The 24,728-nt window shown below is 64.8% G+C and carries 21 protein-coding genes; 11 read left to right on the top strand and 10 right to left on the bottom strand.

Annotation, left to right across the window (positions count from 1 at the left end; all coding sequences use genetic code 11):
• Positions 1–164: 164 nt before the first annotated feature.
• Positions 165–1,271, top strand: a complete 1,107-nt coding sequence (locus ACODTA_RS07820) for a helix-turn-helix transcriptional regulator (protein WP_489065304.1) — start codon at positions 165–167, stop codon at positions 1,269–1,271.
• 5 nt (positions 1,272–1,276) lie between these two features.
• On the opposite strand, the gene ACODTA_RS07815 is transcribed toward ACODTA_RS07820, so the two are convergent.
• On the bottom strand, positions 1,277–2,269 hold the full coding sequence (locus ACODTA_RS07815; RefSeq protein WP_489065303.1) for an N-acetyltransferase DgcN family protein: 993 nt from the start codon (positions 2,267–2,269) through the stop codon (positions 1,277–1,279).
• A 201-nt stretch (positions 2,270–2,470) separates the two neighbouring features.
• Between ACODTA_RS07815 and ACODTA_RS07810 the strand changes: the two genes are divergently transcribed.
• Positions 2,471–3,742: a spinster family MFS transporter gene (locus ACODTA_RS07810; RefSeq protein ID WP_489065302.1), complete on the top strand. Its 1,272-nt coding sequence runs from the start codon at positions 2,471–2,473 to the stop codon at positions 3,740–3,742.
• A 62-nt stretch (positions 3,743–3,804) separates the two neighbouring features.
• The gene (locus ACODTA_RS07805) at positions 3,805–4,356 is read left to right on the top strand and encodes a septal ring lytic transglycosylase RlpA family protein (protein ID WP_489065301.1); all 552 of its coding nucleotides are present in this window, start codon (positions 3,805–3,807) and stop codon (positions 4,354–4,356) included.
• A gap of 6 nt (positions 4,357–4,362) precedes the next feature.
• Here the strand turns inward: ACODTA_RS07805 and ACODTA_RS07800 are convergent, their stop codons facing one another.
• On the bottom strand, positions 4,363–4,836 hold the full coding sequence (locus ACODTA_RS07800; RefSeq protein ID WP_489065300.1) for an Lrp/AsnC family transcriptional regulator: 474 nt from the start codon (positions 4,834–4,836) through the stop codon (positions 4,363–4,365).
• Between the two features lie 130 nt (positions 4,837–4,966).
• On the opposite strand from ACODTA_RS07800, the gene ACODTA_RS07795 reads away from it, so the two are divergent.
• On the top strand, positions 4,967–5,338 hold the full coding sequence (locus ACODTA_RS07795) for a nuclear transport factor 2 family protein (protein ID WP_489065299.1): 372 nt from the start codon (positions 4,967–4,969) through the stop codon (positions 5,336–5,338).
• A gap of 259 nt (positions 5,339–5,597) precedes the next feature.
• The gene (locus tag ACODTA_RS07790; protein WP_489065298.1) at positions 5,598–5,912 is read left to right on the top strand and encodes a hypothetical protein; all 315 of its coding nucleotides are present in this window, start codon (positions 5,598–5,600) and stop codon (positions 5,910–5,912) included.
• Between the two features lie 184 nt (positions 5,913–6,096).
• Here the strand turns inward: ACODTA_RS07790 and ACODTA_RS07785 are convergent, their stop codons facing one another.
• Both ACODTA_RS07785 and ACODTA_RS07780 read right to left on the bottom strand, forming a co-directional pair.
• Positions 6,097–6,912: an arginase family protein gene (locus ACODTA_RS07785; protein ID WP_489065297.1), complete on the bottom strand. Its 816-nt coding sequence runs from the start codon at positions 6,910–6,912 to the stop codon at positions 6,097–6,099.
• A 56-nt stretch (positions 6,913–6,968) separates the two neighbouring features.
• A complete protein-coding gene (locus ACODTA_RS07780) occupies positions 6,969–10,430 on the bottom strand; it encodes an indolepyruvate ferredoxin oxidoreductase family protein (RefSeq protein ID WP_489065295.1) in 3,462 nt (1,153 codons plus the stop codon).
• A gap of 196 nt (positions 10,431–10,626) precedes the next feature.
• On the opposite strand from ACODTA_RS07780, the gene ACODTA_RS07775 reads away from it, so the two are divergent.
• The 4 genes from ACODTA_RS07775 to ACODTA_RS07760 all read left to right on the top strand — a co-directional run bounded on the left by ACODTA_RS07775 (position 10,627) and on the right by ACODTA_RS07760 (position 17,860).
• Positions 10,627–11,787: a pyridoxal phosphate-dependent aminotransferase gene (locus tag ACODTA_RS07775; RefSeq protein ID WP_489065294.1), complete on the top strand. Its 1,161-nt coding sequence runs from the start codon at positions 10,627–10,629 to the stop codon at positions 11,785–11,787.
• Between the two features lie 39 nt (positions 11,788–11,826).
• A complete protein-coding gene (locus tag ACODTA_RS07770) occupies positions 11,827–14,046 on the top strand; it encodes a TonB-dependent receptor (RefSeq protein WP_489065293.1) in 2,220 nt (739 codons plus the stop codon).
• An 80-nt stretch (positions 14,047–14,126) separates the two neighbouring features.
• Positions 14,127–15,863 carry an N-acyl-D-amino-acid deacylase family protein gene (locus ACODTA_RS07765; protein ID WP_489065292.1) on the top strand — a complete coding sequence of 579 codons (1,737 nt, stop codon included), beginning with the start codon at positions 14,127–14,129 and terminating at the stop codon, positions 15,861–15,863.
• 11 nt (positions 15,864–15,874) lie between these two features.
• Complete coding sequence (locus ACODTA_RS07760; RefSeq protein ID WP_489065291.1) at positions 15,875–17,860, top strand: serine hydrolase domain-containing protein; 1,986 nt, start codon at positions 15,875–15,877, stop codon at positions 17,858–17,860.
• A gap of 98 nt (positions 17,861–17,958) precedes the next feature.
• Here ACODTA_RS07760 and ACODTA_RS07755 read toward each other — a convergent pair whose 3' ends face one another.
• The 5 genes from ACODTA_RS07755 to ACODTA_RS07735 form a co-directional block, all read right to left on the bottom strand.
• Positions 17,959–18,774: a helix-turn-helix transcriptional regulator gene (locus ACODTA_RS07755; protein WP_489065290.1), complete on the bottom strand. Its 816-nt coding sequence runs from the start codon at positions 18,772–18,774 to the stop codon at positions 17,959–17,961.
• 40 nt (positions 18,775–18,814) lie between these two features.
• Entirely contained in the window at positions 18,815–20,269 is a 1,455-nt protein-coding gene (locus ACODTA_RS07750; RefSeq protein WP_489065289.1) for an N-acyl-D-amino-acid deacylase family protein, read from the bottom strand.
• A gap of 114 nt (positions 20,270–20,383) precedes the next feature.
• Entirely contained in the window at positions 20,384–20,887 is a 504-nt protein-coding gene (locus ACODTA_RS07745) for an MEKHLA domain-containing protein (protein WP_489065288.1), read from the bottom strand.
• A 47-nt stretch (positions 20,888–20,934) separates the two neighbouring features.
• The gene (locus ACODTA_RS07740) at positions 20,935–21,804 is read right to left on the bottom strand and encodes a sigma-70 family RNA polymerase sigma factor (RefSeq protein WP_489065287.1); all 870 of its coding nucleotides are present in this window, start codon (positions 21,802–21,804) and stop codon (positions 20,935–20,937) included.
• The gene (locus ACODTA_RS07735; RefSeq protein WP_489065286.1) at positions 21,804–22,262 is read right to left on the bottom strand and encodes a carboxymuconolactone decarboxylase family protein; all 459 of its coding nucleotides are present in this window, start codon (positions 22,260–22,262) and stop codon (positions 21,804–21,806) included. The genes ACODTA_RS07740 and ACODTA_RS07735 overlap by 1 nt, the downstream gene beginning before the upstream one ends.
• 89 nt (positions 22,263–22,351) lie before the next feature.
• On the opposite strand from ACODTA_RS07735, the gene ACODTA_RS07730 reads away from it, so the two are divergent.
• Positions 22,352–22,501, top strand: a complete 150-nt coding sequence (locus ACODTA_RS07730) for a hypothetical protein (protein ID WP_489065285.1) — start codon at positions 22,352–22,354, stop codon at positions 22,499–22,501.
• A 63-nt stretch (positions 22,502–22,564) separates the two neighbouring features.
• On the opposite strand, the gene ACODTA_RS07725 is transcribed toward ACODTA_RS07730, so the two are convergent.
• Positions 22,565–23,413, bottom strand: coding sequence for a hypothetical protein (locus ACODTA_RS07725; RefSeq protein ID WP_489065284.1), 849 nt, complete (start codon positions 23,411–23,413; stop codon positions 22,565–22,567).
• 439 nt (positions 23,414–23,852) lie between these two features.
• Here ACODTA_RS07725 and ACODTA_RS07720 point away from each other — a divergent pair, with 439 nt between their 5' ends.
• Positions 23,853–24,698 (top strand): outer membrane protein, encoded by an 846-nt coding sequence (locus ACODTA_RS07720; protein ID WP_489065283.1) that lies wholly within the window; start codon positions 23,853–23,855, stop codon positions 24,696–24,698.
• Positions 24,699–24,728: the final 30 nt, after the last annotated feature.

The following is a 24,728-nucleotide window of genomic DNA, read 5'->3' as shown; positions in this document are numbered from 1 at the left end:
CCGGCGGTTCGCGCTGCGTGTTTGTGCCGATCTGCAAACCAGACGACCGTTTCAGTTAAGTCGTCGCGCGATCCGTCCTTAATCTGTAACATGGCGTCCGGCTCGTGAGAGTGCGGGACGCGATGATGCCGCCGGCGGAACCGGCGGCCTGCAGGGGATGGCATATGGCGCATGCGGATATTCGCGCCCGGATACCGGTGACGCGCAGCATCGAGGACATGAAGCGCATGTCCCGCTCGGTCCATGACACGGGCCTCAGGACCCCGGTCGCCGACGACGGCTGGTTCAAGCCGCTGGGCGAGGCGGGCTTTCGCTATGATTACGACATCAACATCGCGCGCGGCGGCTGGGATTTTCACGAACTCGGTCCGGGGTTGAGCCTGATCGTGACGGACATGGTGGCGGCGATGCCGACGCCGCGTTGCCATCGCATGACCGATCATCTCGTCATGTCGATCATCGTCGACGGCGTGATCCCGTTCGCCGATCCCCGTGGCGCAGCGCCGGCCGATCCGATGAGCAGGGGGTTCTGCACCGTCTACGGCCTGCGCGAGGGGAGCGTGGTCGAAACCTTCTACGAGCCGGGCAAGCATCTGCGTTGGCTGAGCATCATCATCGACTGCGAACGTTTCCGCGACGAGACCGGCATCGATCCGTCCGAGCTGCCGGCGGACATGCAGGCGTTTCTGGACGGCGATGCCGAGCTTCGCGCGCGGCACGTGCCGGTCACGCATCCGGCCGTGTCGCTGGCGGCGGTGCATCTGCTGGAATGCCCTTATGAGGGCACGTTCCGTACGGCTTATATGCGATCGAAGGTCATGGAATTGATCTGTCATGTGCTCGCCGCGATGGCGGATTCGGCGCATGTCCATCTGGGCGAGCGCCTGTCTCCAGCCGATCTTCGCAAACTGGAGCGCGCCATGCAGATCCTGCGCGCCAACCTGCAATCGCCGGTGCGCGTCGACGATCTGGCGGCGGAGGTGGGGTTGTCGCGCAGGCGGCTCCAGCACGGTTTTCGGCAGCTTTACGGGGATACCGTCTGCAATGTCCGCGATCGGCTGCGGATGGACCTCGCGCTCGATCTTGTCGTCGATTCAAATATGTCGATGATCGAGATCGCGCTGGAAACGGGTTATGAGCATCCGGCGAGCTTCACGCGCGCATTCAGGGCGACGTTCGCTTCTTCACCGATCGCGACGCGCAATGCCGCACGGGCGGGGCGGTTCGCGCGCAGGCGGCAGGATGTCGCCAGGGCGCGAACCGCGAGTTGAACCGGTCAGTCGAGCAGCCGGTCGACGATCCTGGCGGGGCCGTGGACAAGCGGATCGCAGCAGGGCAGGCCGGTTTCGGCTTCGATCCGTGCGATCAGCGGTTCGATTTCCTCGGCGGGCAATGCGCTGCTGTTGATGCTGACGCCGACGACGCGAACGGCGGGATTGGTCAGCCTGGCGGCCGCTGTCGCCATTTCGGCCAATTCCATGATGCCGGGCACGCGATAATCGAGCCCGAGCAGCGTGGGCCGGGTCGGCTCGTGGCAGACGACCAGCGCGTCGGGCTGGCTGCCATGGATCAGGCCAAGCGTGACCGCGGCATAGGCGGGGTGCGCCAGCGATCCCTGGCCTTCGATGATATCCCAATGGTCGTCGGCGGCGTCGGGCGAGAGCCATTCGGCGGCGCCCGACACGAAATCGGCGATGACGGCATCGATGACCACGCCTCTGCCGGCGATCAGCAGGCCGGTCTGCCCGGTTGCGCGGAAATCCGCCGCCAGTCCGCGTCCGCGCATCTCCCGTTCGATCGCGAGCGCGGTGTATTTCTTGCCGACCGCGCAGTCGGTGCCGACGGTCAGCAGGCGCTTGCCGCCACGTTTCACGCCGGTGCCGGGCGCGAAGCCGCGTGTCGGCGCACGCACATCATGGATCGTCCGGCCGCATCGGGCGGCGACCTCGGTGATCGCGGGAATGTCGGCGAGCCGCTTGTGCATGCCCGACGCCACGTCGAGGCCCGCTTCGAGCGCCTCGACGATGCTCGCGATCCATGTCTCCGGGATGAAGCCGCCGACATTGACGACGCCCACGATCATCGTTCGGGCGCCCTGGGCGAACGCTTCGGCCGGCCGCATTTCCGGCAAGTCGAGGTCGGCGGTGCAGCCTGGCAGGCGGAACTGCGCAAGGCACAATTCGCCGCGCCACTGGCGAATGCCGGCGCCCATCTTGTCCATGCCGACGAGATTGGCGTCTCCCAGAAAGAGGAGATAGGGGCTGTTCATGGTTCGGATCCTCGATTGCATCTGATCATCCGCCTTGGTGGCGCAGCCGGGATGGCGGCGCTTAGCCGGAGCGATCCGCATCTGTACGGTTCCGGCATCCGGCACCGCCCCGGCCCGCGATGAGAAGGGCGCGCTCGTTCCTGCATGGTCGCGCCTCGCTGCGGGGCTAGAGTGGCAGACGGTAACGGGCGGAGAGGTGATATGGGTACGGTGAGCTCAGGCGGGCATGGGCAGCGAGGGCTGCTGCTCGTGCTTCTCAGTGCGACCTACGCTGTCAATTATATCGATCGCCAGATCCTCGCCATCCTGCTCGAACCGATCAAGCGTGATTTCGGGCTCAGCGACGCGATGCTCGGGCTGCTCGCCGGTCCGGCCTTCGCGCTGTTCTACGCCACCATGGGTGTTCCGATCGCGATCCTGGCGGACAGCCGCAACCGCGCGCATATCATCGGCGCGGCCTTGCTCTGTTTCAGTCTGGCCACCTCGGCATGCGGGCTGGTCACGCAATTCTGGCAGCTCGTGGCGGCGCGCGTGCTGACGGGCGTCGGGGAGGCAGGGACCGGTCCGGCCTCCCAGTCGATGATCACCGATCTCTATCCGCCGGAGGCGAGGGGGCGGGCACAGGCGCTCTATGCCGTCGGCGTCAATATCGGCATCATGATCGCCTTTCTTGTTGGCGGCTGGATCGCGCATCGCTTCGGCTGGCGCGCGGCGTTCCTGTGGGCGGGGGTGCCCGGGCTGATGCTGGCCCCTTTGTTCTTCATGAAGGGGCGGGAACCGGAGCGCCAGTCATCACCCGTGCGAGACACGCCGACACTGGCCGCGAGTGTCCGTTTCATGCGCGGCCAGCGTGCCTATTGCTGGCTGGTGCTTGGCAGCGGGCTGAGTGCCTTTGCCGGTTATGGCGTCGCGACTTTCGTTCCGGCTTTCCTCATGCGCTCGCATGGCCTGGACACGCAGCAGGTGGGGACGGTCTTCGCGCTGATCCTTGGGGTCGGGGGCGGAATCTGCACCTTCGGGGCGGGCATGATGGTCGATTGGCTCGGCCGGCGCGATGTGCGCTGGTATATGCGCGTGCCGATTGTCGGCATCTTGCTCGCCCTGCCGTTCTGGCCGCTGTTCCTGCTCGCGCCGAATGTCGGCGTCGCCATCGCGGCGGCGGTCGTGCCGCTGTCGGTGAGCGCGGTTTATATCGGCCCGTGCATCGCCACCATCCAGATGTTGGCGCCGGCACGAATGCGCGCGCGGGCGGCGGCGATCCAGCTTTTCATCGGCAATCTGATCGGGCTGGGGCTGGGGCCGCAGGTGATCGGCATCCTCAGCGATACGCTGGCACCCTATTATGGTAATGATTCCCTGCGCTATGCGCTGCTCGCCGGTGTCGGTGCCAGCATCTGCGCCATCTTCGCCTATTGGCGGGCGTCACGCCATCTCGCGGTCGATCTCGCGCGGCTCGACATGCCCGTGGATTGATCGCGCGATTCACATTCTGCGTGGCTTGCTATAGTGGCGGATCGATGGAGTGGCATCCGACGATGATCCGGTTTGCGAGCGCAGCGGCGTTGCTGATGCTTTCGGCGTGCGCAGGCGGCAATTTCCGGGACGTCAGCGATACGCCGGTCCGGATCGGGCCGCCCTATTCGGTGCGCGGCACCACCTATGTGCCTGCCGCCGCGCCCGCCTATGACGTGCTGGGCTATGCGAGCTGGTATGGCAGCGAGTCCGGAAACCGCACCGCCAATGGTGAGAAATTCCGCCCCGGCTGGATCACCGCCGCGCATACGACGCTGCCGCTGCCGACCTATGTCGAGGTGACGGCGCTCGATACCGGGCGGCGGATCATCGTCCGGGTCAACGATCGCGGGCCGTTCGCGCAGGCGCAGCGCATCATCGACCTGTCACGCGGGGCGGCCGAACAGCTGGGCATCAAGGCGCAGGGCCATGCCCAGGTGCGGGTGCGCCGGGTCGAACCGTCCGAACGGGACCGGAAGCGGCTCCGCGAGGGGAAGGCCGCCGCCGGATTGGCGCCGGTGTCGCAACGCGAGTTGCAGAGCCTTCGAACCCGGTTCGGGGGGAAGGGGCGGTAGCTCCTTCTAGATGAAATCCAGCGGCAGCGCGGTCGTGTCCTTGATGCCCGACACGACGACGCTGGAGTTCACTTCCCTGACGCCCGGAAGCTGCGACAGCTTCTTGAAGAAGAATTCCTCGTAATATTTGATGTCCTTGACCGCGATCTTGACGAGCACGTCGATCGCGCCGAGCAGGATGTAGCATTCCAGCACCTCGGGCCAGGCCTTGATCTGGTCGCGGAATTGCTGGGTGGCGGAGGCGTCGTGCGCGGCCAGCCGGATGGTGGCGTAGACGATCAGGTTGATCCCGATCGCCTCCGGATCGACGATCCAGGTCTGGCGTTGCAATATTCCTTCGTCCTTCAGCCGCTTCACGCGCCGCCAGCAGGGCGGCGGCGTCATGCCCAGCCGGTCCGCAAGTTCGGCGATCGAAAGCGATCCGTCCTGTTGCAGCAGCGACAGGATTGCGCGGTCGGTCTGGTCCAGGGATATGGTCATGCTTGGAATCGCCAAAATCAGGTCATGATATTACTCATTTCATCGATAATTGCGAATGTTCGTCGATGCAATTACCCGGCATCCGTTCGTAGATATCCCGTCAGGACCAACCGCAATCCAGGTAGGAAAGATGGGCACGACACAACCCCGGCAAGGTGTGATCCGGGATTATTATGCGCATATAGACCGGGTCGATCTCGATTGGGTGCTCGCGCTGTTCGCGCCCGACGCCGTCTATGAGCGCGCCGACGCCACCTATTCGGGGATTTCGGAGATTTCGCACTTCTTCCGCGAGGAACGGCAGATCCGCGGCGTCCATGCCATCGAGCAGCTTTGGGGTGATGACGAGAGCGTCGTCGCGCTGGGCGAGTTTCGCGGGGTAGGCGCCGAGGGCGACGCCCGCCGCGTTCGTTTCACCGATGTCTGGCATTTCGGCGCGGACGAACGTGTGCGGCGGCGGCAGACCTTTCTTGCGCTCGGCCATGGCTATGTTGCGCGCTGACACATATATTTGATTTTCACTTTTGCGTGCGCATGGTGTAGGGACCCTGCGTTCCTCGAATGAAGGACTTGGACGAAAGCTGATGCCGAAGGGCGCTGCCATGGCTGTGAACGGATGCGCGATGCGACTTAGCATCGGCGCCGGCATGCTGTGCGTGGTATCCGGTGTCCGAATTATGCGCGGTCGGATCGGCTGATCCGGCCATCAATGTGCCCCTGAGCGGGCCAAAGCGTTTTCCTTCGTTCAAGCGAGTTCCGTCATGACCGTCATGTCCGCGTCCGGCGCATTGCGTCCGGCTTTTCCGTCCCCCGTCTGTCCGCCGAAGATCCCGCGCGAGCGCCTGTTGCGCCTTGATGTCGAGGGGGAACGTGATGCCCCCTTCCTCGGTGAACTGCTCGATCTGGTGCGTGCCCATGCACTGATGCCGCTCGGCATCGCGATCGATTCCGCGGGCGCGCGGATGCGGGTGCGGCTCGAATTCGACCGCGCAGCCGACGGTGCCGGCGATGCGCTTGTCGAGCGGCTGAGGAACCGCCCCGCCATTCGCAAGGCGGGCTTCGTCACGCAGGATTGAGCCTGTCGCCGCCGCTTATGCGACGTCGGAATAGCACGCAATTCCTGGAACCGCTCGGGCTGAGCCCGTCGAAGCCCCGTCCTTCTGCTTGAGCACAAGAAACGGCAGGGCTTCGACAGGCTCAGCCCGAGCGGCGTTGTTGGTGGTAGCGACATAAGCCCAGCCTGGCTCAGTTCGATAATGGTCAGCCCTTGGCCGCTTGATCCTGCGCCATTCGTCCCGCGATTTCCTTGACGAACTTGGCCGCGACCGCTGCGGTCATGCCGTTGATGTCATGGACCGGATTGAGCTCGACAATATCCGCGCCGATCACCGGGCCGGGCAGTCGGTCGATCATATCGAGCACTTCGCGCACAGACAGTCCGCCGGGTTCGTGGTGGGATACACCGGGCGCATAGGCGGGGTCGAGACCGTCCAGATCGATCGAGATATAGGTCGGCCCCTTGGGCAGCGCCGCCATCGCCGCAGGATATTGGCGCGCGGTGAAGGCGTTGACGCCATAGCGTTCGATCTGTGCCTTTTGTATAGCGTTGATCGTGCGCACGCCGATCTGGGTGAGGCTCGCCGCCAGTCCGCGCTCCATGATCCGCACCATGGGGGAAGCGTGCGAGTGCGGGTTGCCGTCGAAATCGGGATAGAGATCGGGATGCGCATCGATATGGACGAGATGCGGGGCGGGGTGCCCCGCACGCCGCAGTCCCTCCAGGATCGGCCAGGTCACGAAATGATCGCCGCCCAGGAAGATCGCGGCGCCCTCCGCGAACAGATCGGCCCCCGCATTGGCGATTATATCCAGATCGGCCGGGGTTTCGGTGAGCGCCGCATCGCCGCGATCGCGCAGCAGTCCCTGGCTTTCCAGATCCCAGCCATTTTCGGACCACATGTTGGACGATCCGGACGCAAGGCTCGCCCGGATCGCTGCGGGCGCTGTCGCCGGCCCGCGCAGGTGCGACGAATTGACGTCGGTCGGAAGGCCCAGAAGCGATATCGTGACGGGCATATCTGAAATCCTCGGCTCAAAGCTGAAGGGCGGCCTGCTCTGCGCCGGTTGTCACGTCAAGCGGCTGCCTCATGCTCGGCGATCTTCGCCTGATAGGTCGCGACCGCCGCTTCCTTGACCGGACCGAAGCCACGGATCATGTCCGCCAGGCTCAGCAACTGCGCTGCCGATCCATGATTTTCTGGCGTCAGCCGCTGCAATGCGCTTTCCACCAGTCCTTCATAATCGCTGATCAGGCGCCGTTCCATCCGGCGTTCGGCGGTGTGGCCGAACGGATCGAAGGCGGTGCCGCGCAGCCGCTTGGCTGATGCCAGCAATTTCAGGAAGGGACGCAGCTTCGCCGCGCCGAATTCGCGCTTGCGCGGGCGGCCGTCCGGCGTACGACCGGGCAGCATCGGCGGCGCCAGATTGAACGATAGCTTCGCGCCATCGGCGAATGTCCGGTCGAGTTCCGCTTGAAGCGATGGATGCGTCAGCAGACGAGCCACTTCATATTCGTCCTTGTAGGCGAGCAACCTGGCGTAATTGCGCGCGACCGCCATGGTCAGCGCGTCGCTGCCTGGCTGGGCGGCTTGCTCGGCCTGACGGACGCGCTCAACCAGATCGCGATAGCGCCGGGCATAGGCTTCGCCCTGATAGTCGGCCAGATGTGCGCTGCGGCCCGCGATCACTGCGTCGAGCGAATGATCGGGCTGCGTCGTTGCCTCTCCGCGCCGCATCGCCGTCACCCGATCCGGCTGGTCGGCGTAGAGCCGGCCGAGCCGGAAGGCCGTCAAGTTGAAGGCGACCGCCGTGTTGTTGAGCGTGACCGCCTGTTCGATCGCGGCGGTGCCGATAGGCAGCAGGCCGCGCTGTGCGGCGACGCCGACCATGAACAGATTGGCGGCGATGCTGTCGCCCAGGATCTCGGTCGCCAGCGCGGTCGCGTCAATGCGCAGGATCGCGTCCTCACCGATCAAGGCGGTCAGTCTTTGCGCCAGCGCGCCGCCGTCGACCGTCGCGTTGCGATCGAACTGGAACGCCACCGTCGACGTGACATCGCCATTGACGAGCGCGCGGCTGCGGCCGGGTTCCAGCGTGGAGGCGGCTTCGTCAGCGAGCGCCGCGACAAGGTCGAAGGCGAGCAGGGTGTCGGTTTCTCGCCGGCCGATCTTCTGGCTGGCGATGCGTTCGGGTGCGTCTGCCAGCCGGATATGGCTGAACACCGCGCCGTTCTTCTGCGCCAGTCCGGTCATGTCGAACATCGATGCCGCGCGACCCTCCAGATGCGCGGCCATGCCGATGATCGCGGCGACGGTGATCACGCCCGTGCCACCGATGCCGGCGACCATGATGTTGTAGGTGCCGCCCGCGATGGGGGCGATCGGCGCGTCGGGCAGCCCGTCGAGCAGGGCGGTGTCGAAATCGAGCCGCTCGCGCTTGCGCGGTTCGGCGCCATGGACGGTGATGAAGCTGGGGCAGAAGCCGCCCAGGCAGCTATAATCCTTGTTGCAGCTCGACTGGTCGATGCGGCGCTTGGTGCCGAACTCGGTCTCGACGGGGGCAAGGCTGACGCAGGTCGACTGGACCGAACAGTCGCCGCAGCCTTCGCACACCGCCTTGGAGATGAAGAGCCGCTTGGGCGGATCGGGATAGAGGCCGCGCTTGCGCCGCCGCCGTTTCTCTGCCGCGCAGGTTTGTTCGTAGATCAGCACGGTGCAGCCGGGGATCTCGCGCAGCTCACGCTGAACGTTGTCCAGACTGTCGCGGTGCTCGATCCGGATGCCGGCGGGCAATTCGGCATTGCCGCGATGCGCATCGGGATTGTCGCTGACCAGGATGATCGTGCGCACGCCTTCATGCGCCACCTGCTGCGCGATCTCGGCGACCGAGATCGGGCCGTCGACGGGCTGGCCGCCGGTCATGGCCACGGCGTCGTTGTAAAGGATCTTGTAGGTGATGTTGACGCCGGAGGCGATCGCCGCGCGGATCGCGAGCAAGCCCGAATGATAATAGGTGCCGTCGCCCATATTCTGGAAGATGTGGTTGGTCTCGCTGAACGGGGCCATGCCGATCCAGTTGGTGCCTTCCGCGCCCATATGCGTGGGCAGCAATGCTTCCTTCGGCCGTACGAACGTCGCCATGGTATGGCAGCCGATGCCCGTCATGCTGATGCTGCCGGCGGGGATCTTGGTCGACCGGCTGTGCGGGCAGCCCGAGCAGAAATAGGGCGCACGGCGCGGCAATACCGCATTGCCCGCGCTCGTCGCGGCCCTGGGGGCCAGCGCCTCGCGGGCGGCGCGGATTCTCCGGTCGTCGATGCCCAGCCGTTCCAGCCGCTCGGCGATCGCCAGCGCGATCGCGATCGGTTCCAATGGCATCGCGGACGACATCAGATGCGCTCCGTCCTCGTCGCGCTTGCCGATCAGGCGCGGGCGCTCGGGCAGGTTGATCAGGATCGACGCGATCTGCGCCTCGACGAAGCTCGTCTTTTCCTCGACGACGAAGATGGTTTCATGGCCGCCCGCGAATTCGGCGATGCCTTGCGGTTCGAGCGGCCAGATGCAGCCGACCTTGTAGAGTGACAGGCCGATCCGTGCCGCCGATCGGTCGTCCAGTCCCAGCAGTTCCAGCGCCTGGCGGGTGTCGCTATAGCTTTTGCCAGCGGTGACGATGCCCAGGCGCGGCGCCTTGGCGCGAAAAAGGGCGCGATCGATGCGGTTCGCGCGGACGAAGCGTTGCACCAGCGGCAGGCGATGATCGGCGACGATCAGTTCTTCGCCCAGCGGATTGAAGACGCCGGACTGAACATGCACGCCTTCGGGCGGCAATGCGGGATAGGGTGGTATGATGGGCGCGAAGCCGGGCAGGTCGATATCGGCCGAAACCGTCTGTTCGACCACTTCGGTTACGCATTTGATGCCCACCCATGATCCGCTGTAGCGCGACATGGCATAGGCGAGCAGGCCGTAATCGAGGATCTCGGCGGCATTGGCGGGATAGAGTGATGGAATGAAGGCGGCGGCCATCGCCTGCTCGCTGTGATGCGCGATCGTCGATGATTTGCCGGCATGATCGTCGCCATAGAAGATGGCGACGCCGCCATGGCGGTGCGCGCCGCCGAAATTCCCGTGCTTCAGCGCATCGCCCGACCGGTCGACGCCCGGCCCCTTGCCGTACCAGGCGGCGAAGACGCCGTCATATTTCGGCCCCGGCACCGCGCCGATCTGTTGCGTGCCGCGCACCGCGGTCGCAGCGATATCCTCGTTGACGCCGGGCTGGAAGACGATGTTCGCCTTTTCGAGGCGTTTGGCGACCGACCAGAGCGTCGTATCGACATTGCCGAGCGGCGACCCGCGATAGCCGGAGATATAGCCGGCGGTATTCAGCCCGTTGCGCGCATCGATGGCATGTTGCGCCAGCAGGACGCGCGCGATCGCCTGGGTGCCGTTGAGCAGGATCCGGCCGCTGTCGACGGTCCATCTGTCGTCCAGGCTGGCGGCGCGAGGCGCCTGCGGATCCTTCACTGCGGATGCCATTCTCTCTCCCCAATCTCGCGGCATCTTGCCGCGCGCGATATGCCGACAGCTACCCAGCCGGCGCCCGCGCAACAACCGTGCAAAAAACCATAGACGCCTCGGCAACGGCAACTCCAGCCGGGATGGAACCCCTGTAATCTGTGAGATTGTCGATCGTCGGTCGCCCCGGAAAGATCATGGTCAAGGGAGGGCCGACGTGACCGCGACGATAGAAGCTTTTCATACCATCGACATCAGCCGCCATGCCATTGCGCTGCAAACGGCGGGTCGATCGATCATCCACATGGAGTTCGGCCAACCTTCGACCGGGGCGCCCAGGGCGGCGATCGAGGTCGCGCACCGTGTGCTTGACGCCGATCCGCTCGGCTATTGGGAAAGCCCCGCGCTCAAGGAGCGCATCGCGCTCCATTACCGCCAGTCCCATGGCGTCGATATCCGCCCCGAACGGATCATCCTGACCTGCGGCGCGTCGCCCGCGCTGATCCTGGCGCTGACCACCGGTTTCGAGCCGGGGAAAACCGTCGCGATCGCGCGCCCGGGCTATGTCGCCTATCGCAACAATCTGCGCGCGCTGCATATGCGGGTGCGGGAGATCGAATGCGGCGCGGAACAGCGCTTCACCCTGTCCGCCGATGCGATCGCCGCGCTCGATCCCGTGCCCGACGGCATCATCGTCGCCAGTCCCGCCAATCCCACCGGGACGATCATCGCGCCGGACGAGATGGCGCGTATTGCCCGGCTGTGCGCGGATCGGAACATCCGCGTGATTTCCGACGAAATCTATCTGGGCCTCAGCTTCGGGGAGCCCGCGCATTCGATGTTGCAATATCTGGACGATGCGTTCGTCGTGAACAGCTTCTCCAAATATTTCTGCATGACCGGCTGGCGACTGGGCTGGCTGGTGGTGCCGGAGGATCATGTGGCCAGCGCCCGCGCACGCATGGGCAACATGTTCCTGACACCGCCCTCGCTCAGCCAGCATGCGGGCCTTGCGGCATTCGAGTGCGCGGCGGAACTCGACGGCCATGTGGAGACCTACCGGCGCAATCGCGAGCTGTTGCTGGATGCGCTGCCGGCGCTCGGGCTGAGCGCGATCGCACCGCCCGATGGCGCTTTCTACATCTATGCGTCGATCGCGCACCTGACCGAAGACAGCCTGGGTTTCTGCAGAAAACTGCTCGACGAGACCGGGGTCGCCACCGCGCCCGGCGTGGATTTCGATCCTGTCGATGGCGGCCGCTTCATCCGCATCAGCTTCGCGGTGGCGACGCCGCTGGTGGAGGAGGCGATCGCACGGATGAAGGCCTGGTTCCCGGCCCAGCCCAGGCTGGCGGCCGCGATCGAACCGGCCGCGTGAAACGACCAAGAAAAACAACATCGATCAGAGGGGAAGACAATGCGAACGATCAAGGCCGTCCTGTCCGCTTCGGCATCGCTCGGCTGGCTGCTTTGTGCGGCGCCGGCACTGGCCCAGCCGCCCGAAACGCCCGCCGGCGATGACACCATCATCGTCACCGCGCAGAAGCGCGAACAGTTGCTGATCGACGTGCCGCAATCGGTGTCGGTCGTCTCTTCGGAAGCGCTCGAACGCCAGCAGGCGACCAGTTTCCGCGACTATCTGAAGCTTGTTCCCGGCCTGCAACTCAACGGCGGCAGCGCGGGGCAGGGGCGGCTCACCCTGCGCGGCATCAACACCGGTGGCGGTGGCGCGACGGTCGCCACCTATGTCGATGAAACCCCCTATGGATCGAGCACCTCGCTGGTCGATGGCGGTTCCTATGCCGCCGATGTCGATACGCTCGATATCGCGCGGGTGGAGGTGTTGCGCGGGCCGCAGGGCACGCTTTACGGTGCGAGTTCGCTGGGCGGTGTCGTCAAGTTCGTGACCGAGGCGCCCGATGTCCGTCGTTTCTCCGCGCGTGCGCGGGCGACGGCCGAGACCACCGATGGCGGCGACATGAGCCATGGCGCGGCCGGCGTCCTCAATCTGCCGCTGGGCGAGACGCTGGCGGTGCGCGGGTCGGGTTTTTACCGCAAGACGGGCGGCTATATCGATTCCGTCGGCACCGCGGGCTCCGACGTGGCGAAGAACATCAATGATGTGACGAGCTATGGCGGCCGCATCTCTGCCCTGTTCAAGCCAGGCGAGACGCTGTCGATCCGTGCTTCCGCCGTGCTCCAGGATATCCGCACCGACACCGACAATGTCGTCGAGGCGAATGCCGACGATCTTTCGCCGCTTTATGGCGGGCTGACCCAGGCGCGCTACGTGCCCGCCTTCACCAACCTGTCCTACCGCATCTACAATGCGACGATCACCCTCGATCTCGGCTTTGCCGACCTGCTGTCCTCGACGAGCCGGTCCACGCTCGATGTCGACAACCGGCAGGAACTGACGCCGCAATATGGGGCGCTGATCGGCGCGGTATTCGGCGTGCCCGCCGATGTCTATGCGCACAACCTGACCAAACAGCGCAAGTTCACGCAGGAAGTGCGGTTGTCGTCGCATCCGAACGATCGCGTCGAATGGCTGGTCGGCGGCTATTATACGCGCGAAACCGGCCTGCTCGACCAGACCTATATCGCGGCGGCGCCCGGCACGGTCGATCAGATCACGGGCATTCCGCTGCTCGCCAAGGCCCGGCTCGGTTCGATCTACAAGGAATATGCGGGTTTCGCCAACGCGACCGTCCATTTCGGCGATCGTTTCGACGTCACGCTGGGCGGACGCTACAGCCGGAACGAGCAGAGCGCGAGCCAGGATCTCGAAGGCGCCTTGGTCGGCGGTTCGATCGGCTATCCTGAAGAGCGCTCGGCGCAGAATGTCTTCACCTATTCGGTGGCGCCCAAATTCGAGATCAACGATAATGTCTCGCTCTATGCGCGCGTCTCCAAGGGCTATCGCCCGGGCGGCCCCAATGTGCTGGCGCCGGGTACGCCGGCCGGCACGCCGACGCAGTTCAAGGCGGATACGCTGGTCAGCTATGAAGCCGGGGTGAAGGCGGAGACCGCCGATCGCCGCTTCACCGTCGATCTCGCCGCCTTCCATCTCGCATGGAAGGACATCCAGCTCTTCGCGCGCGTCAACGGCGTCGGGCTGACCGCCAATGGCGGCCGCGCGGAAAGCGACGGCTTCGAATTCACCTCCACCTTCCGGCCGGGGCCGGGTTTCGATATCTCGGTCAACGGCGCTTACGCGCGTGCGCGGCTGACCGACGATACCGATCCGGTCGTCGGCGGCCGATCGGGCGATCGCCTGCCGTTCACGCCCAAGGTCAGCATCGGCCTGGACGGGCAATATGAATGGACGCTGGGAAGCGGCGCCACCGCCTATCTCGGCGGCTCGCTGCGCTTCCTGTCCAAACAGCCGGCCGATTTCGACCCCGCCTATACCGCCGTCACCGGCCGCCAGCGCATGCTGCCATCCTACGAAGTGGTCGATCTGCGTGGCGGCGTCCGTTTCGATCGTTTCTCGATCGAGGCCTTCGCCAAGAATCTCGGCAACAGTCGCGGTATCGTCGATGTCGCGGGGGTCGGCCGCTATCCGAATGGCGCGATGGGCACGGCGGTGCTTCGCCCGCGCACGTTCGGCCTGACTTTGGGCGCGGAATATTAGACAAGCGAGGAAGGGCCGCGGCGTGCGTCGTTCGAAGGCGCATGCCCGGCAGCCCACCAGCCTGTCGAGAGGAATGCCGCATGAAATCCAGCCTGATAGCGATGACCAGCCTTGCCGTGATCGCGGCCGCGCAGCCGGCACTGGCCGCCGAAAAGCCGGCCTATGACGTGCTCATCACCGATGCCATGATTTATGACGGATCGGGCAAGGTACCTTATGCCGGAGAAGTCGCGGTCAAGGGTGACCGGATCGTCTATGTCGGCCCGCGCGCGCCGCAGCGACGGGCGGTGCGGACCGTCGATGCCGATGGCCAGGCGGTCGCGCCCGGCTTCATCAACATGCTCGCTCACCCTGAGGAATCGCTGTTCGCCGATGGGCGAGCGCTGAGCGACATCACTCAGGGCGTCACGCTGGAAGTGATGGGAGAGGGGAGCATGGGACCGCTTTCGCCCGAGATGATCCGCCTGGGCCAGCAGCGCCAGGGCGACATCAAATATCCGATCGGCTGGACCACGCTCGACGGCTATCTGCGCACGCTCGAGAAAAAGGGCATCGCGCCCAACATCGCCAGCTTCGTCGGCGCCGGCACCGTCCGCGTCAATGTGATGGGCGAAGGCAGCGGCAAGCCGTCTGGCGAACAGCTCCGCGCCATGCAGGGGCTGGTCCACAAGGCGATGGAGGACGGCGCGCTCGGCGTGACCACGGCGCTGATCTACACGCCTGATTCCTATGCGACGACGTCCGAGCTGATCGCGCTGGCGCAGACTTCGGCGCAGTGCGGCGGCATGTATATCGCGCATATGCGCAGCGAAGGCGATCGCATCCTGGAGGCCGTCGACGAGACGATCGAGATCGCCAAGGGCTCGGGCGCGCCCGCCGAAATCTACCACCTGAAACAATCGGGCCGCGACAATTGGGGCAAGCTCGACGCGGTGATCGGCAAGGTCGAGGCGGCGCGCGCTGCGGGCACGCGGATCACCGCCGACATGTATACCTATACCGCGGGCGCGACGGGCCTCGACGCGGCGATGCCGCCCTGGGTGCAGGATGGCGGGCTGGAAGCGTGGATCGGGCGACTGAAGGATCCGCAGATCCGCGCACGCGTCGCAGCCGAGATGCGGGTGAAGCCGAAGGACTGGGAAAGCGCCTATCTGGCCGCCGGGCCGGACGGCACGCGCCTGCTCGCCTTCAAGTCCGAAAAACTTAAGCCGCTGACGGGCAAGACGCTGAGCGAAGTCGCGGCGATGCGCGGCGTCACGCCCGAAGAAGCAGCGATCGATCTGGTCGTCGAGGACGGATCGCGCGTCGAGATCGCCTATACGATGATGTCGGAGGATAATGTTCGGCGTCAGACCGCGTTGCCCTGGGTCAGCTTCGGATCCGACGGCGCCGCGCCCGCGCCCGAGGGCGTGTTCCTGAAATCCAGCGCCCATCCGCGATCCTATGGCAATTTCGCGCGGATCTTCGCGAAATATGTGCGTGAAGACCGGACAATGTCGGTCGCGGAAGCGGTGCGTAAACTGACTTCGCTGCCCGCCGCCAACCTGTCGATCACCGATCGCGGCAGCCTGGCGCCCGGCAAGTTCGCGGACATTGTCATATTCGATCCGGCGACGATCCAGGATCATTCGACCTTTGCCGATCCGCACCGGCTTTCGACCGGCGTTCGCGACGTCATCATCAACGGACGCTTCGCACTCGAGGGCGGCAAGGCGACGGGCGCGGCGACCGGTCGCGTGGTTCGCGGCCGGGCATGGACCGGAAACAAGAATGGCGGCTGCCGCAAATCCGCGACCGACTGGACCTGGTCGGGGTGAGAGGGGGAGCGATGAGGGAGACAGAATCGATGTGGATGCGAAAACTGGCGGGGCTGTTCGGGCTGCTGTCCGGGGCGATGATGCTGATGGCGCAGGCGCCTGTCCGCGCTCCGGCGCCTCCGGCTGAAGCCGCACCGGCCTCGTCTCCCGTCATCCGGGCTGCGCCTGTGCTCGATGCGCAGGACGCATCCGCGTTTCTCGACGGACTGTTGCCCGTCATGATCCGGCAGGGCAATATCGCCGGCGCCGTCGTGGTGGTCGTGCGCGACGGCAAGGTCGTGACGCAAAAAGGCTATGGTTTTGCCGATGTGAAGCGCCGGATCCCGGTCGATCCGGAGACGACGATCTTCCGGCCCGGATCAATCTCCAAGACCTTCACCTTCACTTTGCTGATGCATCTCGTCGAAACCGGCCGGGTCGGGCTCGACGATGATGTGAACCGCTATATCGATTTCCGCATTCCCGATCGTGATGGAAAGCCCGTCACGATCCGCAACCTGATGACGCACACGCCGGGCTTCGAGGAAGCGTTGATCGGCCTCGGTACCAACGATCCGAAGAAGCTGCTTTCGACCGAAGCCTATCTGAAGCGGTGGATTCCCCGCCGCATCTATCCGGCGGGAACGACGCCGGCCTATTCCAACTATGGTACGACCTTGGCCGGATATATCATCCAGCGGATCGTGCGGAAGCCGCTCGAGCAATATCTCGAGGAACGGATCTTCACGCCGCTCGGCATGACGCGCTCGACCTTCCGTCAGCCTCTCCCTGAGCATCTGCGCCGCGACATGTCGCAAAGCTACGATCTCGCCACGGGTGAACCGCAGCCTTACGATCTGATCGGTGTTGCTCCCGCCGGCGCGCTCGCCGCATCGGGCGGGGACATGGGCCGCTACATGATCGCGCAGCTTGCCGGCGACGTGCTGCTGAAGCCGGAGACGACGCGTGCGATGTTCGGCACGACATTGCCGATCTTCCCGCGACTGAACCCCGTCGCGCTCGGCTTTTTCCGCCGTGACACCAACGACCAGATGATCGTCGAGCATAGCGGCGACACGCTGACCTTTCACAGCCGGATGTTCCTGCTCCCCGAAAGCCGCACCGGCGTATACGTGTCGTTCAACAGCAGCGGCCGCGACTATGCGGCGGGCGCCGCGCGCGACCAAGTGTTCGACGCGTTCATGGACCGCTATTATCCCGCGCCCGTCCGGCAGGTGACGCCGCTGCCTCGTGCCGTCGCCGCCGAACATGCCCGGATGATGGCCGGCACCTATATGATGAGCCGCCGGTCTTGGAGCAGCTTCCTCAAGGCGCTGCAACTCGTCCAACAGCAGACCGTCACCGTCCGGGACGGATCGATCAGCGCCGATTTCCTCCAGGGGCCGGGCGGCCAGACCCAGGTCTGGGACGAGATCGCGCCCTTCGTCTGGAAGGATCGCGACAGCGCGGTGCTGCTGGCTGCGGATGCGCGGGGCGGCGAGGTGCGCCGCTTCGGCGTCGATCCGTCGGCGGGCATGCTGATCTTCATTCGTGTGCCTTGGCATGAATCCGCGACATGGCTGCGCCCGGCCTTGCTCGCCAGCCTTGCCGTGCTCGCGCTGACGCTGCTGGGCTGGGCATTCGCGGCTTTCGCCCGGCGCTATTATGCGGTCGCGGCGAAACATCCCCCGTCGCGTGCGCTGCCGTGGCGCATCACCCGGATCGCGGCGATCCCGGTGCTGGGGGTGTTGACCGGATGGGCGATGCTTTTGCCCGCGATGATGGAGAATATCGGGAAGCTCGACGGCCGGCACGATCCGATCATCCATGCTCTCCAGTTCGTCGGCACGCTTTCCTTCGTGACGCTGTTCGCCGCTTCGGTGTGGAATCTGGCGGGCAACTGGAAATCGGCGCCCTGGCCGGCGCGGGTGTGGAATATCGTCCTGGTCGCCGCAGCGCTGATCATCCTCTGGGTGGCGATCGTCTACCACCTGATCGGCTGGAGCACCGATTTCTGAACCTCCCTGGCGCGGAGCGCCATTCGTCCGCGCCAACTCCAGGCTCGTACCGGTTTTGTCCGAACCGGCGCGGGCCTGGATTTTTTTGCTTTCGCGGATCAGGCGCCGGTCAGGCTCTCCAGGAACAGATTGAAGAGCTGCGCCTGCGAATGGATGTTCAGCTTCTGATAGATATTGCGCTTGTGGTTGGAAACGGTGCCGTCGTCGATGCTCAGCACCCGCGCTACTGATTTGGTCGAATGGCCCTTCAGCATCAGTTCCACCGTATCGATCTCACGCGCGGTCAGTTGTGCGCCGGGCAGGGTGGCGATCTTGTCGCGCAGGTCAAAACTCGCTGCATCATGCGGTGAACCGCCATATTGCCGGTTCGTCTGGCTCAGATGGGTTCGGCAATATTCCGAAACAAGCGGATGGAAGGTTTTCAACAGGTCCAGCTCGATGTCCTGGAACTTCACGGCGTCGCCCGCGCGGGCGACGAGCACCTGCAACGATCCGCCCTGGTCGAGCGGGATGACGAAGCGCGTCTCTTCGACGATATTGGTGTGCTTGTAGAAGTGATCATAATATTCGGAGGTGAAATATTCCTCCGGGCTGATGTCCGAAAGGCGATGGAACCCGCTCTCCCCGGCGATCGCCGTCTGCTGATAGGGGTCGAGCAGATACAAGCCCTCACTGTAGTCGGACAGACGATCGCTCAGCCATTCCATGCCGAGATTGGTCGTCAGGATCAGCGGTCGTGACTGCGGCCGATACAGGAAGACAATGAAATCGTTGAAAGGACAGACTTTCTGAAGCGCCTCGCCAAGGCGGTCGAGCGCATCATCGCTGGCGACGCTCCGGAGAAGGTCGGCGGAGATATCGATGATGTCGCCGATCAGCGCGGTGCCGCTATCGGTCAGTCTCGTCGCTATCATGATCGATCACCTCCGCGAATCCTCCTCCGCCGGGCCTTCCTTACGCCGGATGTTCGCGCCGCAACAGGCGGCCCGCCGGGGATGCGGTGACGCCGCCAGCCGGTGTGTAGCTGCTGACGCCGTTCACCCAGACCTCCACGATGCCGGTCGCCGGTTGAGTCGGATCAGTGAAGGTGGCGCGATCGATCACGGTGGCGGGATCGAACAGCACGAGATCTGCGAAGGCACCGGTTCGCAAGACGCCTCTATCGGGCAGGCCGAATACTCTTGCCGGCAGGCCGGTCATCTTGCGGATCGCGGTTTGCAGCGGAAACAGCCCCTGATCACGGGCGTAATGGCCGAGCACGCGCGGGAAAGTGCCCCATAGCCGGGGATGGGGAACCTGATCGTGAGGCAGGCCGTCGCTGCCGATCATCGTGCGCGGATGCGTCAGGATCCGCCGTACATCACCTTCGTCCATCGAGAAATAGACCGCGCCCGCCGGCTGGAGGCGCCGGGCGGCATCCGCGATCGAGAGCCCCCATTCGGCCGCCAGATCGGCGAGCATCCGGCCGGCGGCATCGGGCTCGGCGAGCGACCAGGTGACCTGCACGGGCAGATCGTCGTTCAGCAACTCGACGAGCAGCGCGGTCGATGACGCCGCATAGGGATAGGCGTCGAGATCGACGCGCTGTTGGGTGGCCGATCGCTCGATCAGCGCCAGCGTGTCGCGCGATCGGCCAAAATTCTCGCGCAGCACGCATTTGTGATGGCTCAGGACCACCGCACAATCGAGTGACCGGCCGATGGCGAGCGCTTCCTCGATACTTTCCATCACGCGCGGACCCTCGTCGCGCAGATGTGTGATATAGAGTCCGCCCGCCGGCCCCAGTGGCGCGGCGATGCCGATCACCTCCTCCGTCGTGGCGGCGGTGGCGGGGGGATAGGCGAGACCGGTGGAGAAGCCGGCGGCCCCTTCGCTCAGCGAGGCGGCGAGAAGCCCCCGCATCGCGGCGATCTGGGTTTCATCGGCGGCGCGTGACAGGTCGTCACCCATCACCGCCGCGCGCAAGCTGATATGGCCGACGAATGCGAGCGCGTTCACTGCGGGCGGCCGGGCGGCGAGCGCATCCCGATATGCGGCGAAGCTGCCGAACACCCACCAGCGCTCGTCGCCCAGCAAGTCGAGCGGCGCGACCGGTCGTGTGGCTGAGACCAGCGGGGCCAGGCTGACGCCGCAATTGCCGGTGATGACGGTGGTGACGCCCTGCGACAATTTGCAGGTCATGTCGGCCGGCGCGCCCAGCAACGCGCGATCGTCATGCGTATGGGTATCGATGAAGCCGGGAGCCAGGGCCAGATCGGCGCAGTCGATGTCGCGCTCCGCCGTCCAGCCGGAAAGCTGGCCGATCCCGACGATCCGTTCCCCCGACACGGCCAGATCCCCCCGCTTCGGCGCGGTGCCCGATCCGTCGAACAGCATCGCCCGTCTGAGCAGGAGGTCCGCGTGCTTCATCATTGATCCGATCGTTCGACGGATATGCGCGGGGTGCGCGTCGTCCGTCATGGTCCGATCAGAATCCGCGATATCGAGGGGTTTCGTCTTCGCCGATCCGGTCGCGCAATTCGCTTAGCTGGGATGCGTGGTGCCGGTTGCGGTGTCGGGCAAGTCAATCCACCGATTGAAGGTCGCGGCCTGCCCATGGATCGCGCCCTGTGCATCGATCAGGTTCCACACTGTCGCCTGTTCGATGCGGAAGCGGCGTCCGCCCGCCGAGATGCGGATGCCCGAATAATCGTCGATGAAGCCGTCGCGGGTGACGCGGTCGAGCAATGCCTGGCGCTCCTCGCGCAACATGGGTTCGGCCGAGAGGCGGGATGGCATGGCGGTGAAGGCGTCGAGCGTCGTCTCGAACCGGTCGAGTGCCGCGCGATTGCCGAAGAAGAAGATCGGATCGGCTTCCGTGCCATGCGCGACGATCACGCGCGGCGCGATCCATAATGCCTCCGTCGGATCGACTGTATCGGGCGCGAGCGGCCGGCCGGTCAGCCGTTCATGGCTTTCCGCGATCAGGCATAGCCGGGATCGTATATCCGGAGTGGTGAAGCGCTGGGGCATCGGCATCCTCGTCATGCAGCCGCTGATAGCGGGTAGAACCCGTGGTACCAACCGCCAGGAGTTCAATGCAGATGCTTCAGCTTTTCCGGGTTGCGCATCACGTAGATCGCGGTGATCTTGCCATCCTCGATATCGAGCGCGGTGGTCTGGAGCTCGCCATCGGCCTCGCGCGTGACGAAGCCGGGCAGGCCGTTGATGAAGCCGGCATGGACGAGTTCCGATCCATATTTACGGAACAGCACCGCCAGCGCCTTGTGCAGCGTCATCACCTGGCCATAGCCGATCGCCGGTCGCACCGCCGCCGGGCGCTTGCCGCCGCCGTCCGAATGGACGCTGACGTCCGCCGCCAGCATCGCACCGAGCGCGGTCATGTCGCCGCTGCGCGAGGCCGCGAAAAAGGCGTTGGCGATCTCCATCCCGTGCGCCTTTTCCAGCTTGAAGCGCGGGCGCGCCTCGCGGACATGCGCGCGTGCGCGGTTGGCGAGCTGGCGGCAGGCGGCAGGATCGCGCTGGATCGTGGCCGCGACTTCCTCGAAGCCCAGGCCGAACACGTCGTGCAGCAGGAAGGCGGCGCGCTCGAGCGGCGAGAGCCGTTCGAGGGCGAGCATCAGCGGCAGGCTGACATCCTCGTCCTCCTCTTCCTCGACGATCGGATCGGGCAGCCAAGGCCCGATATAGGTTTCGCGCTGACGCCGCGCCGATTTGAGCTGATCCAGGCAGAGCCGCGTCACCGTGCGACGCAGGAACGCTTCGGGCTCGCGCACTTGCGCCCGGTCGGTGCCCATCCAGCGGATAAAGGCATCCTGCACCGCATCCTCGGCATCGGCGACCGAGCCGAGCATGCGATAGGCGACGCGGACGAGGCGCGGACGCAGCGGATCGAAACTTTCCGCCGCGTGTTCCATCCCCATATCGGTGTCCATATCGGTCATCAGGCGGCGGCCTTGGCGGGCGCCATATCCAGCCACAGGCCGAAGCCGACGGCCAGGCGGTTCCAGCCGTTGATGACGTTGATCATCAGGGTCAGCTTCACCTGCTCCTCCTCACTGAACTCCGCTTTGAGCGCGTCATAGGCGGCTTCATGCGTGTGCCCTTCGGACAGCCGCGTCAATGCCTCCGTCCAGCCGAGCGCCGCGCGCTCGCGATCGGTGTAGCAGGGCGCTTCGCGCCAGGCGGAAAGCAGGTAGATGCGCTGCTCGGTCTCGCCCTTCGCGCGCGCCTCGGTCGTGTGCATGTTGATGCAGTTCGCGCAGGCGTTGATCTGGGAGGCGCGGATCTTCACCAGTTCGATCAGGCTGGGCTCCAGGCTGGCGGCGACGGCGAGCGACGTGCCCATCCAGGTCTTCATGAGCGAGGGGGCAGCGGCGAACGGGTCGAGCTTGGTCGTCATGATCGGTGTTCCTTTCCTTGGTTCCGATTGCATGACGAGCGGGGATCGGCGCGCGTGACATGGCGCGAAAAAAAGTTCAGGATCGCGCCATGGACGGCCCGGTCATCGGATTGCTGGAGGATGTCATCCGACTGGTGGAGGGGCGCTTCGGCCGCGCCGCCGCATGGATCGTGGCGATCCTCGGGAGCGGCCTGGCCCTGGCGCTCCCGCTGGCGATCATGCTGTATCTGCTTCGCTGAATTCTCGCCCGGGATCAGGCCCAATCCCGCGTCAGAATCCGCACGACGAGGCCTGCGATTCAATCAAAAGGCGATGCCCGGCCTCAGCACCAGCTGGAAAAATGCGAGCAACAGCACAAGCGCTAGCGCCGGCCCTGTCGGTCCCGCAGACGGCGTCGCGGCCGCCACATCCGTCCGCCGGGTCAGCGCCGCGCCCAGCACCAGCCAGGCCGCGCCGGTGAGATTGACGATCAGCGGGATCAGCGCGACCTCGATCGGATTGCGCGGCAGGCGGAAGGGAATGATCGGCGGAATTGCTGCGACCACGATGATCAGCGCCCAGGCGGCGAAGCGCCGGTCATATCCATCGGCATCGGCCTGCGCCGGAGCGATGCGCGCCAGCGCGACGCCCGCCGCCGCCGTTGCGGCGACGGCCAGCGCAAGCAGCGCCATCCTGGCAGCGGCGCCGAGCTGGAGATAGGCGAGAGCGCGGCCGACATCGTTGCCGGGCAGGATCGTGCCGATCGCGAGTTGGGTCAGCGCCTGGAACAGCCCCTGGAACGCCATCCAGAAGCAGAAGGCGCGCCATGTGGTCGACGACCGCCAACCCGCCAGCATCAGGAAGAAGAGGCCGCTCGTCAGCGTCGCGATCGCGCCGCTGCCCTGCAACAGTTCAGCGATCGGGGCCGTGCCCCTCCAGTTATGATCGTTATGATAAAGGATCGGGTGCAGCCCCGGCACCAGCGCCTTGGGCAGGACCAGCCAGAGTTCCTGCCAGAAGAATGTCAGATTGAAGGCGAGCGCGCAGAGCAGGGCAGAGGTGGCCGTTGCCCTGAAGCTGTGCGATATGGTCGCGCCGGCCGGCTTCAGCAGCAGGATTCCCGCGATCAGCGGTGCCACTGCGATTGCGAGCATGAGCCAGAGAAGCGTCATGAACGGAACTGTGCAGCATTCCGTGCGACCCAGCCAGTGGGTCTGGTGAGATACATGTCCATGGAAAGGCGCCGTAGTGACCGGAGCAGGCTCAGGCTTGTCTGCCGGCGAGTGACGCGAGCGCACCGATTTCTCGAAATCACTCTGGGTGATCGGAGGGGGTCACTGGATTTTGAAATGTATTCGTGAAGTTGGTGTCTATCATTTGGAGGTGTGGTGTCTTTCGTTGTCCATAAGGTGCTTCGATATTTGGTTGAAGAGTTTGACAGACATTCTCGATATTTTCTGATATCATCATTTATTGTATTTTGCATTTAATATGCTGATTTATATTCATTTTCCGTTCATTGAAAATGGCGCTCATTACGCACCGGGAACGGAGCAGGCCGAATAGGGCGGCTCCCCGTGGTTCCCCTGTAGCTTAAAAAGGTAGCGTATCATGAAATCAGTATCCGTGTTTGCGGTCGCGCTCGTCGTTGCGGGCGCCGCCGCCTCTACTCCCGCCTTCGCGCAATCGGATGAAAGCTGGACCGGCGGTTATGTCGGCGTCCAGGGCGGTTATCGTTTCCAGCCCAACGACAAGAAGGAAAAGATCGAGTTCGATACCAATCTCGACGGCAAGTTCGGCGATACCGTCGCGACCGCCGCCGCTCCCAGCACCAACATCTTCTCGCCTGGCTTCTGTGGCGGCAAGGCGAAGGGCAGGGCGCCGAAGGATGGTTGCGCGGACGATCGGAACAAGATCGATTGGGGCGTCCACGCCGGTTACGATGTCCAGATGGGCAGCCTCGTGCTCGGCGCGGTCGCTGAATATAACATGTCGAACATTCGCGACAGCGTTTCGGCGTTCAGCACCGGACCCGACAGCTATGTGATGACGCGCAAGCTCGGCAGCAATGCCGGCCTGCGCTTGCGTGCCGGTCTTGCGACGGGCGACACATTGTTCTTCGTGACAGGCGGCGGCGCCTGGGCCAAGATCAAGAACCGTTTCGAGACGACCAATACCGGCGTTGCCGGTGCGCCGACCTATGCTACCAACGGCAATGACGACGCCTGGGGCTACAAGCTGGGCGGCGGTGTCGAGCAGCGTCTCGGTGGCGGCCTCTCCCTCGGCCTCCAATATATCTACACCAGCCTGAAGGATGACGGATATCGCGTGAATGCGGCGGGTGGCGCCGCTGGCAACGCCTTTATACGCAACGGTGCGAAGGGCACCGATTTCCGCCGCACCGGTGATCGGTTCAACTCTTCGGCGGTCTCGGCGACGATCAACTATCGTTTCTGACGGCCGGTACGAAATATGGGGCGCCGGGCG

It is taken from the genome of Sphingomonas sp. FG14 (genome assembly GCF_057809675.1).
This window is presented reverse-complemented; position numbering and strand designations above follow the sequence as displayed.

What these genes read in the sequence shown, in the direction of transcription:
- ACODTA_RS07820 (WP_489065304.1), top strand. Translation starts at nt 165, where the DNA reads ATGGCGCATGCGGATATTCGCGCCCGGATACCGGTGACGCGCAGCATC.
- ACODTA_RS07815 (WP_489065303.1), bottom strand. Translation starts at nt 2,269, where the DNA reads ATGAACAGCCCCTATCTCCTCTTTCTGGGAGACGCCAATCTCGTCGGC.
- ACODTA_RS07810 (WP_489065302.1), top strand. Translation starts at nt 2,471, where the DNA reads ATGGGTACGGTGAGCTCAGGCGGGCATGGGCAGCGAGGGCTGCTGCTC.
- ACODTA_RS07805 (WP_489065301.1), top strand. Translation starts at nt 3,805, where the DNA reads ATGATCCGGTTTGCGAGCGCAGCGGCGTTGCTGATGCTTTCGGCGTGC.
- ACODTA_RS07800 (WP_489065300.1), bottom strand. Translation starts at nt 4,836, where the DNA reads ATGACCATATCCCTGGACCAGACCGACCGCGCAATCCTGTCGCTGCTG.
- ACODTA_RS07795 (WP_489065299.1), top strand. Translation starts at nt 4,967, where the DNA reads ATGGGCACGACACAACCCCGGCAAGGTGTGATCCGGGATTATTATGCG.
- ACODTA_RS07790 (WP_489065298.1), top strand. Translation starts at nt 5,598, where the DNA reads ATGACCGTCATGTCCGCGTCCGGCGCATTGCGTCCGGCTTTTCCGTCC.
- ACODTA_RS07785 (WP_489065297.1), bottom strand. Translation starts at nt 6,912, where the DNA reads ATGCCCGTCACGATATCGCTTCTGGGCCTTCCGACCGACGTCAATTCG.
- ACODTA_RS07780 (WP_489065295.1), bottom strand. Translation starts at nt 10,430, where the DNA reads ATGGCATCCGCAGTGAAGGATCCGCAGGCGCCTCGCGCCGCCAGCCTG.
- ACODTA_RS07770 (WP_489065293.1), top strand. Translation starts at nt 11,827, where the DNA reads ATGCGAACGATCAAGGCCGTCCTGTCCGCTTCGGCATCGCTCGGCTGG.
- ACODTA_RS07765 (WP_489065292.1), top strand. Translation starts at nt 14,127, where the DNA reads ATGAAATCCAGCCTGATAGCGATGACCAGCCTTGCCGTGATCGCGGCC.
- ACODTA_RS07760 (WP_489065291.1), top strand. Translation starts at nt 15,875, where the DNA reads ATGAGGGAGACAGAATCGATGTGGATGCGAAAACTGGCGGGGCTGTTC.
- ACODTA_RS07755 (WP_489065290.1), bottom strand. Translation starts at nt 18,774, where the DNA reads ATGATAGCGACGAGACTGACCGATAGCGGCACCGCGCTGATCGGCGAC.
- ACODTA_RS07750 (WP_489065289.1), bottom strand. Translation starts at nt 20,269, where the DNA reads ATGAAGCACGCGGACCTCCTGCTCAGACGGGCGATGCTGTTCGACGGA.
- ACODTA_RS07745 (WP_489065288.1), bottom strand. Translation starts at nt 20,887, where the DNA reads ATGACGAGGATGCCGATGCCCCAGCGCTTCACCACTCCGGATATACGA.
- ACODTA_RS07740 (WP_489065287.1), bottom strand. Translation starts at nt 21,804, where the DNA reads ATGACCGATATGGACACCGATATGGGGATGGAACACGCGGCGGAAAGT.
- ACODTA_RS07735 (WP_489065286.1), bottom strand. Translation starts at nt 22,262, where the DNA reads ATGACGACCAAGCTCGACCCGTTCGCCGCTGCCCCCTCGCTCATGAAG.
- ACODTA_RS07730 (WP_489065285.1), top strand. Translation starts at nt 22,352, where the DNA reads ATGGACGGCCCGGTCATCGGATTGCTGGAGGATGTCATCCGACTGGTG.
- ACODTA_RS07725 (WP_489065284.1), bottom strand. Translation starts at nt 23,413, where the DNA reads ATGACGCTTCTCTGGCTCATGCTCGCAATCGCAGTGGCACCGCTGATC.
- ACODTA_RS07720 (WP_489065283.1), top strand. Translation starts at nt 23,853, where the DNA reads ATGAAATCAGTATCCGTGTTTGCGGTCGCGCTCGTCGTTGCGGGCGCC.